This window comes from Phormidium pseudopriestleyi FRX01 (assembly GCF_017313335.1).
Classification (GTDB): domain Bacteria; phylum Cyanobacteriota; class Cyanobacteriia; order Cyanobacteriales; family Laspinemataceae; genus Laspinema; species Laspinema pseudopriestleyi.
On record NZ_JAFLQW010000181.1, the window covers coordinates 1 to 9228 of the forward strand.

Consider the following 9228-nt stretch of genomic DNA (forward strand, 5'->3'; position numbering starts at 1 on the left):
CGGATTTTGATTTTGCGGTGTTCCCCATTCGCAATCCGAGTTAGGGCAGACATTGGCTCACCTTGAGAGCCTGTGGTCAAAATTAGGACCTTTTCGTCCGGTAGGGAGCGAATGGCGTGTAGGGGTTGGAATAAACTGTCTTCGCACTTAATATATCCCAAATTCCGGGCATGGGCGATTACATTCAGCATCGATCGCCCAACAACTGCGACGGTCCGACCTTGTTTCTTGGCGATGTCCAGAATAATATTCAGTCGATGGACCGACGAGGCAAAGGTCGTGACTAAGATGCGACCCGCTGCCTGAGAAAAGACGCGATCGAGATTGGGATACACCGACCGTTCCGAAGGCGTATAGCCAGGGACTTCGGCGTTGGTGGAATCACTAATCAGACAGAGGACCCCTTTTTCTCCATATTCGGCTAACCGTTGCAGGTCAAAGTGTTCTCCATCCACGGGGGTATGGTCAATTTTGAAGTCGCCCGTATGGATCACTACGCCGACTGGGGTATTAATCGCTACGGTGAAGCTATCCGCCATTGAGTGGGTATTCCGGATATATTCGACGACAAAATATTTACCGAAACGGACGACATCCCGAGGACCCACGGTTCTGAGTTCCGTGCGATCGCTGACTCCGGCTTCTTCTAACTTGCCTTCCAGCAAGCTCATTGCCAACCGGGGACCATAAATCACCGGAATCTCAAACTGTTTTAAATGGAAGGCAATCCCACCAATATGGTCCTCGTGACCGTGGGTGACGACCATACCTTTGATTTTATGACAATTTTCCCGGAGGTAGGTCATGTCGGGGAGGACGATATTCACCCCATGCATCCCATCCGTGGGAAAAGCTAAACCGGCATCGACGAGGATGATTTCGTCATCAAACTCAAAGACGCAAGTATTTTTTCCGATTTCATGCAATCCACCCAAGGGAATAATTTTGAGGGTGGGTGCAGATCCATTAGAACTGGACCCATTTTTACTGATGGTTTTCTTTTCTTTGGCTAGTGTAATTGGGCTGTTAGTCATGTTTCTGTCTTCTCTTTTATGGTTGATTGGTTATCGAGAGTTGGTTTGTTTGTGATGAAACAAAGATGAGAATTTATAACCGATGACAAACAAGTGCATCGGTGTTTCTTTGGGTTAGAGTTACAGCAAATTAAGCTGCTGCATCACGATCTCTAATGCTTTTTTGACTTCATCCGATGCTTCGCACAGCGGGGGACGAGTTGATCCCACGTCCCACCCTTGAAGGGTTAAGGCCCACTTGAGGGGAATGGGATTGGTCGTGGTAAATAGGGCTTTGAATAAGGGTAAAAGCTTGAGGTGAAGCTGGGTTGCTTCTTGGGTTTTCCCGGTTTGGTATGCTTGAATCATGGATTGGAGGGTCTCTCCGACCAGATGCGAGGCGACGCTGACGACTCCGGCAGCCCCGATCGATAACAAAGGTAAGGTTAAAGAATCATCTCCAGAATAGATTTGAAATTCTGGTGGAGTCAGGCTTCTGACCAAGCTGGCTTGGTCTAAGCTGCCACTGGCTTCTTTAATTGCCACGATGTTAGGAATTTCGGCAAGACGGGCAACGGTTTCCGGAAGCAGGTTTTGGCCGGTGCGTCCGGGAATGTTATAGAGCATGATGGGGAAATCAGGGCAGCTTTGCGCGATCGCCTGAAAGTGCCGATATAACCCTTCTTGTGGGGGTTTGTTGTAATAGGGAACAACTTGCAGCGAGCCATCTAACCCTATATTAGCAGCTTTTTGCGTCGCAGCGATCGCCTCCTGGGTAGAATTCGATCCAGTTCCAGCAATTACTTTCCCTCGGCTACCTACGGCCTTTTTCACCACCTGAAATAATTCATACTCTTCATCCCAGGTTAGGGTCGGCGATTCTCCCGTCGTCCCACAAACGAGGACGGCATCCGTCCCATGTTCGACTAAATGAGCGGCCAGCTTTTCTGTAACACCATAGTTTACGCTACCGTCTGCATTAAACGGTGTAATCATGGCGGTGACAACTCGTCCGAAATTCACCACGTTCTCCTTAATTATTTATCGATTTTGTATTCAGGTTGTTGATCAATCGGGTCGCGATCGCGCTTTTTTAGAGAAGTCTTTCCCCAAACGAGTGAAACTCCGACCCTAGGTCAAACTGTCAAATGTGGACGCTAACAGATGGGACTCAATCCCACCTCTGTCATTCTTGATGCTGTTCCAACAGCATTGCCTCTTGTCATCCGGACCGACCGGATTGAGGAAGTCCTTCGAGGCGATCGCCGTTTCACAGGAACCATTAAACGCCCAGAGTGACCAAGGGGTATCAACTTGCAGATCTCCGGAACTTAGGCATTCTAAACTGAGACTGCCGCTGCTGGTCGAATCCAATTTCGAGCCACCAACAATTCAGCAATTTGCACCGCATTTAACGCGGCCCCCTTGCGAATTTGATCGCCACTCAGCCATAGTTCTAACCCATTCGGCCCAGAAATATCCTGCCGGATGCGACCCACCAACACTTCATCGAGACCCGTTGCTTCCATCGGCATCGGGAAATAATTTGCCTGCCAGTCTTCCACCAACTTAACTCCAGGAGCCGAAGCTAAAATTTCCCGAGCCTTCAATACACTGAAAGGCTTGGCAAATTCTAAGTTCAGCGCCTCCGAATGCGCTCGCAGCACGGGGACTCGCACACAAGTGGGACTAATTCTAATGTCATGATCCCCGAATATTTTGCGGGTCTCATTGACCATTTTCATTTCTTCCTCGCAGTACCCTTGGTCATTCAGGGCCGAATTATGCGGGAACAAATTAAAGGCTAAAGGATAAGGGAAAATATCTGTTTTCGGTGTCTGACCTTGCAAAATAGCCCTTGCTTGGTCTTTCATTTCTTCCATTGCCCTGGCACCGGCACCGCTGGCAGATTGGTAAGTTGCTACCACAATCCGCTGTACCGGCTGGACTTGATGCAGGGGCCATACCGCCACCGCCATCAAAATTGTCGTGCAATTGGGATTGGCAATAATGCCTTGATGGTGCGCTGCTGCCTCTGGGTTGACTTCCGGAACCACCAGGGGGACATTGGGATCCATGCGAAAGGCACTGGAGTTATCCACCACCACGGCACCTGCCGCGACAGCTTTGGAGGCCCAGGCTTTAGACGTGGAGCCACCGGCTGAAGCCAGGACCACATCTACGTTCTTAAATGAACTTTCTTCGACAACTTCCACGGGAATTTCTTCCCCTCGGAATGTCAAGGTTTTTCCGGCAGATCGCGGGGAAGCCAACAGCTTTAAATCGGACATCGGAAAGGCGCGAGAGTCCAGCAACTCTAACAACTCAGTCCCCACGGCACCCGTTGCGCCGAGAATGGCTACTTTATAAGATTTCGACAAATGAGATTCCTCCATGTAGGTTGAGATATGAGTCTTGAAGTAATAATAAATGCGATTCAAATACGTCTCAAATAGATATCGGCTGTTTTCCTTAGGGTATTCCAAAAAATAAATCATTCCTATTCAGTTTTTAAAGGAGTAGGGTGGGCATTGCCCACCTTCTGTTCGGTGGCTTCACCACCCTACAATTGCTATTTTATTTTTTGGAGTTTCCTTACATCAGTTTTTAAAGGGCCTGGGTCCTAGCCATTGCCTGGAAATTGACCGGCACATCTAGATCTTAAAGAGTCTCGCTTGGGATTGGGGGATATGAGTAAACCCCTACTTGAGCCGGAACAGATCGGATAGTTTATTTAAGGATAACAATGTATTTATTGCAGATTGGAAACAGAAAGTCAATAACAAATAGGCTTCAGTGAAATAACGGTTATCTTAATTATACTCATGATTGGCTGAAAATTTTTGAGATTCCTAGGAGATCGCACCCAGACCGGATCCTGGGGGGCTGAGGGGCTAGGCACTCCGGGTTATTCACGACCCAGGGGATTCTCTAATTTTACTCAGGGAAGGGCCGAACATCCACTCGAACCTTCAAGATAATCATGGGACTCGCTTCCTGGAGTCTGGGGCGGTGAGTGGGTAACCCTTCAAGACGGCGATCGCCCTAAAATATTCACCCCGTCAATTTTTTGTTAAAATTTTAGATTCTCCCTAAAAAATAGCTGCATAGCCCGTTGTGAAAGGGATAAACGCCCCTAGAGCAGTGGTTTTTTATGGAAAGGCGATCGCCCTTGACGCCCTGGATCGGCTAGGATCTATAGTTGCAGCAAAGATAGCCTTGGGCTTAACCGAGTTGCCCGATCCTGAGCGCGATGGCCGCACGACTTACCCCCTTGTCAGTGGGCCTGCCTGGGGCCGAGGTCCAGTCATCAGACCAGGAGGAATTCCCTTCTGCTCACCGGAATCAGGACGGTAAACTGCCCAAAAGACCAATCGAGAATTAACAGAATTTGTCGAAGAGAACGCCGATGAAAGTTACCCAGGAAAAGCTTCCCGCCAGCAAACTTGGTCTGGAAATTGAAGTGACCCCCGATATGTCTCAGAAAGCCTACGAACAGGTGATTCAGCAATTTAGCCGACAGGCTAGCATTCCTGGGTTTCGGAAAGGAAAAGTACCGCGCTCAGTTTTGGTACAGCGCATGGGAACTTCCAGGATAAAAGCCGCAGCAGTCGAGGATTTAATTCAAAATTGTCTGGAAAAAGTCGTCAAAGATGAAGAGATTCCTGCCTTGGGGAATTTTGAGTTAATCTCCTCCTTTGAGGAATTAGTCTCCCAGTACCAACCGGGAAAAACCCTGGTGTTTTCGGTTTCCGTTGATGTCCCCCCGGAAGTCACCCTAAGCGATTACACCGGACTAGCCATTAGAGCCGAAGAAATCAAATATGATCCGGCAGAAGTGGAGCAGTTTTTAGAGGAACGTCGTAAAGAGCAGGCAGCCTTAATTCCGGTAGAGGAAAGAGCCGCCCAAGCTGAGGATGTTGCCTTTGTCGATTATTTCGGAAAAATCATCAACGAAGAAGGTGGGGAACTGGAGCCGCTGCCCGGTGGAGAGGCCGAAAACTTTCAAATTGAACTCATTGAAGGCCGGTTTATCAAGGGCTTCGTTGAGGGAATTATTGGCTTGAAAGTAGGGGAAACGAAAGAGTTAAACGTTCCCTTTCCTGAAGATTATCCGAACGAGGATTTAGCTGGAAAGGAAGCGATTTTTACGATTACGGTGAAAGAACTCAAAGAAAAAGAGTTGCCGGAATTAGATGATGATTTCGCCCAAGCGGTGAGCGAGTATCAAACCCTGGCAGAACTGCGCGAGTCGTTGGAGAAGCAGTATCAGGAGAAAGCCGATCGCGAAACCAAAGCGAACAAACACGCTGCCTTGGTAGATGCGATCGAAAAAATTGTGGAAGTAGAAATTCCAGAAACCTTAATTGATCGCGAGCTAGATAATATCTTGCAGCAATCGATGATGCAGCTTGCCGATTATGGGATAGATGTTAAAAAGCTGTACACCAAGGAAACCGTGGCAGCACTGCGCCAGCAGTCCCAACCCGAGGCGATCGCCAACTTGCGGAAATCCTTCGCATTAAAAGAAGTGGCCGCTCGCGAGTCCCTGTCCGTCACCGCCGAGGAAATCACCGCTCGGATTGAGGAGCTCAAGGACCGCTTGCCAGAGGATGTCGATCGCGATCGCTTGAGTTCGGCCCTTGAATCAGAAATGCTCAAGGAAAAAGCTCTCGATTGGCTGGAAGAACGCGCGCGGATTGAGCTATTACCAGCCGGAACCCTAGAGGCAGAAGCCGCAGCCGCAGCAGCCGCAGCAGCCTCCGCCGAAGTCGAAGCCGAGGGGGAAGAAAGTGTCGGTGAAGTAGTCGAAGTCGAGGCAACCGACTCGCCGGAATAAACCCATTTGACCCAGGGTCGGCGACGAGATCCGAATTGCGATCGCCTGCCGCAAGTACCGGGAACCCCAGAAATCTCCACATCAATTCTGATGTGATTCTAAAGAAAAATCCAATTTGAGCATTTTTCTGGAAATTTCTGCCCGTCCTCGGTGCGCTGCGGCATAATATAGACAGAGCAAAACTATAATGGCGTAAAACCCCAAAAAATTTGCTAGATATCTACTCCCTCGAAAAGCTGACCCTGGCATGAACTCAGATCGGATGCTTATATCTCAAACTCCTTATTATCCAATCTCCGGCTCCGAGAGCCTAGAGATTGCCTCCACCAGCCAGAACGTTATCCCAATGGTGGTGGAACAATCCGGGATGGGGGAACGCGGGTTTGACCTTTATTCGCGCCTACTCCGGGAAAGAATCGTGTTTATGGGGACCCCAGTTGATGACAACGTTGCCGACCTAATCGTGGCGCAGATGCTCTTTTTAGATGCAGAAGACCCAGAAAAGGATATTCAGCTCTATATCAACTCCCCCGGTGGCTCAGTCACCGCAGGAATGGCGATTTACGATACCATGCAACAGATTCGCCCGGATGTAGCGACAATCTGTTATGGCTTGGCTGCCAGTATGGGAGCATTTTTGCTCACCGCAGGCGCAAAAGGCAAACGGATGTCACTCCCTTCTTCCCGGATTATGATTCACCAACCCCTCGGTGGCGCTCAGGGACAAGCGGTTGATATTGAGATCCAAGCTAAGGAAATTCTTTATCATAAACGTCAGTTAAATGAAATGCTGGCTTTTCATACCGGACAACCCCTAGAGCGAATTGAAGCCGACACAGATCGGGATTTCTTTATGTCGGCAGAAGAGTCCAGAGCTTATGGTCTAATTGACCAGGTTATTACCAAGCAGGGTCTTCCGAAATCGGGAGAGGCTGTTACCGCACAAAAGTAAGAGGCCGTCTATGTCTAAGTACGACTCCCATCTAAAATGTTCCTTTTGTGGCAAATCTCAGGAGCAAGTACGCAAATTAATCGCAGGTCCGGGAGTCTATATTTGCGATGAATGCGTGGACCTGTGCAATGAAATTTTAGATGAGGAGCTATTTGACTCCAATGCCGCAGCACCTCAACCCGTACCCCGGACGGAACAACCCCAAAAGCGGCGCACTAAAGCCGCAAATATCTCGCTGAATCAAATGCCTAAACCGCGCGAGATCAAAAAACATCTCGACGAGCACGTCATTGGTCAAGATGAAGCCAAAAAAGTGCTTGCCGTAGCGGTTTATAACCATTACAAGCGCCTGAGCTACACGCAAGCGAAGGCCAGCGGGAAAATTGGGAATGAGGAGCCAGTCGAACTGCAAAAGTCGAACATTCTGCTCATTGGGCCAACGGGTTGTGGAAAAACCCTCTTGGCTCAGACCTTAGCGGATGTTCTGGAGGTTCCCTTTGCCGTTGCAGATGCGACCACCTTAACCGAAGCGGGGTATGTCGGCGAAGATGTGGAAAATATCTTGTTGCGATTGCTCCAAGTCGCAGATCTCGACGTAGAAGAAGCCCAACGCGGCATCATCTATATTGATGAAATCGACAAAATCGCCCGCAAGAGTGAAAACCCATCGATTACCCGAGATGTCTCCGGTGAAGGGGTTCAACAAGCTCTGCTGAAGATGCTAGAAGGAACCGTCGCCAATGTCCCCCCGCAAGGAGGACGCAAACACCCCTATCAAGATTGCATCCAGATTGACACGAGCAATATTCTGTTTATCTGTGGTGGAGCCTTTGTGGGTCTGGAAAAGGTGGTTGAACAGCGCACGGGTAAAAAGTCAATGGGCTTTATTCAACCCGGAGATACTCCGTCGAAGGAAAAACGCACCGCAGATATTCTCAAGAATTTACAGCCGGATGATTTGGTGAAATTTGGGATGATTCCTGAGTTTATCGGTCGGATTCCGGTGCTGGCTGTGGTGGACCCCCTCGATGAAGATGCCCTCACGGAAATCTTGACTGAACCCAAGAACGCCCTGGTGAAGCAGTATCAAAAATTACTGCGGATGGATAATGTGAATCTGGAGTTCAAACCCGATGCAATTCGGGCGATCGCCCAGGAAGCATACCGCCGGAAAACAGGCGCCAGAGCACTGCGCGGGATTGTGGAGGAATTAATGCTCGATGTGATGTACGAGTTACCTTCCCGCAAGGATGTGACTCGCTGCACCATTACCCGAGAGATGGTCGAGAAACGCTCAACAGCGGAACTGATTGTCCATCCGTCCTCCCTACCTAAGCCAGAATCCGCTTAATGAAGAGAAGAAATGGTAATGAAGAGCGGGGGTGAAGAATGAATAAGAATAGCAACTTTTATTCTTGCGCCATTCAAACTTTGCCCTTGACCCTTCATCGGCTGATTTAATCATCTAAAACCTTAGCAGGATGCCCTACATTCACGTTCGCGGAGTCGAACACTATTACCAGTGGGTGGGAACCCAAGCTCATACCGGAGAAAAGCCAGTTTTGGTGTTTCTTCATGGTTGGGCGGGTTCGGCTCGCTACTGGGAAAGTACCGCATTGGCCCTGGCCGATCGCTTTGATTGTCTGCTCTACGATATGCGCGGGTTCGGGCGATCGCGCTTACCCCGAGAACCCCTAGCCTTAGACTACGAACTAGAAACCTACGCCGATGATTTGGCGTTATTTTTAGATGCATTAGGATTGCACCAAGTCTATCTGAATGCTCATTCGATGGGCGCTTCCGTGGCGACTCTGTTTCTCAACCGCTATGGCGATCGCGTCATCAAGGCAATCCTCACCTGTAGCGGCGTCTTTGAATACGACGAAAAAGCCTTCACTGCTTTCCATACCTGGGGAGGTCAAGTGGTCAAATATCGACCCTCTTGGCTGGCAAAAATTCCCTTGATGGATCGGGTATTTATGGCCAGATTTTTATATCGTCCGATCCCACCTGCCGCTAGACAGGCATTTTTAGAAGATTATCTGATGGCCGACTATGGGGCCGCCCTCAATACGATTTTTACCTCCGTCAGCAAGAAAGCAACCGAAGTAATGCCGGTTGAATTTGCTAAATTACAGGTGCCGGTTCTGTTGATTGCGGGAGAATACGATAAAATTATTCCCGCTCACATGGGACAGTACGCTGCCTCATTAAATCAGCAATTCATCCAGTTTATCCAAATGGCAAATACGGCCCATTTTCCCATGTTAGAAGATGCGCCAACCTATTTGAAACTGGTGGGAGAGTTTTTGGCAAGTGGCCCCGTTTTAGCGGAAGTTTAGAAGTTTTTAGTGTCCATAGCTAGAGAAACCGGGTTTCTTTTATCAATTTAGGTAATGAAGCAAAAGTTACCTTAGAAACCC

At 48.9% G+C, this 9228-nt stretch carries 8 protein-coding genes; 5 read left to right on the forward strand and 3 right to left on the reverse strand.

All coding sequences use genetic code 11. The annotated features are described in order from the left end of the window. Together J0895_RS06495 and dapA are read right to left on the reverse strand one after the other, a co-directional pair. A partial coding sequence (locus J0895_RS06495; protein ID WP_242541106.1) for a ribonuclease J occupies nucleotides 1-1034 on the reverse strand: 1034 nt, incomplete at its 3' end. Nucleotides 1035-1154: 120 nt separating this feature from the next. Then, the gene (dapA, locus tag J0895_RS06500; RefSeq protein ID WP_207087294.1) at nucleotides 1155-2039 is read right to left on the reverse strand and encodes a 4-hydroxy-tetrahydrodipicolinate synthase; all 885 of its coding nucleotides are present in this window, start codon (nucleotides 2037-2039) and stop codon (nucleotides 1155-1157) included. A gap of 138 nt (nucleotides 2040-2177) precedes the next feature. Here dapA and J0895_RS26275 point away from each other — a divergent pair, with 138 nt between their 5' ends. Next, nucleotides 2178-2312 carry a hypothetical protein gene (locus J0895_RS26275; protein ID WP_277989790.1) on the forward strand — a complete coding sequence of 45 codons (135 nt, stop codon included), beginning with the start codon at nucleotides 2178-2180 and terminating at the stop codon, nucleotides 2310-2312. Nucleotides 2313-2353: 41 nt separating this feature from the next. Here J0895_RS26275 and J0895_RS06505 read toward each other — a convergent pair whose 3' ends face one another. Further along, nucleotides 2354-3409, reverse strand: coding sequence for an aspartate-semialdehyde dehydrogenase (locus J0895_RS06505; RefSeq protein ID WP_207087300.1), 1056 nt, complete (start codon nucleotides 3407-3409; stop codon nucleotides 2354-2356). Nucleotides 3410-4422: 1013 nt separating this feature from the next. Here J0895_RS06505 and tig point away from each other — a divergent pair. The 4 genes from tig to J0895_RS06525 all read left to right on the forward strand — a co-directional run bounded on the left by tig (nucleotide 4423) and on the right by J0895_RS06525 (nucleotide 9147). Continuing rightward, nucleotides 4423-5853, forward strand: coding sequence for a trigger factor (gene tig / locus J0895_RS06510; RefSeq protein ID WP_207087295.1), 1431 nt, complete (start codon nucleotides 4423-4425; stop codon nucleotides 5851-5853). A gap of 262 nt (nucleotides 5854-6115) precedes the next feature. Continuing rightward, on the forward strand, nucleotides 6116-6805 hold the full coding sequence (gene clpP, locus J0895_RS06515) for an ATP-dependent Clp endopeptidase proteolytic subunit ClpP (protein ID WP_207087296.1): 690 nt from the start codon (nucleotides 6116-6118) through the stop codon (nucleotides 6803-6805). Nucleotides 6806-6815: 10 nt separating this feature from the next. After that, nucleotides 6816-8156 (forward strand): ATP-dependent protease ATP-binding subunit ClpX, encoded by a 1341-nt coding sequence (gene clpX / locus J0895_RS06520; RefSeq protein WP_207087297.1) that lies wholly within the window; start codon nucleotides 6816-6818, stop codon nucleotides 8154-8156. A 130-nt stretch (nucleotides 8157-8286) separates the two neighbouring features. After that, on the forward strand, nucleotides 8287-9147 hold the full coding sequence (locus J0895_RS06525) for an alpha/beta fold hydrolase (RefSeq protein ID WP_207087298.1): 861 nt from the start codon (nucleotides 8287-8289) through the stop codon (nucleotides 9145-9147). Nucleotides 9148-9228 lie beyond the last annotated feature (81 nt).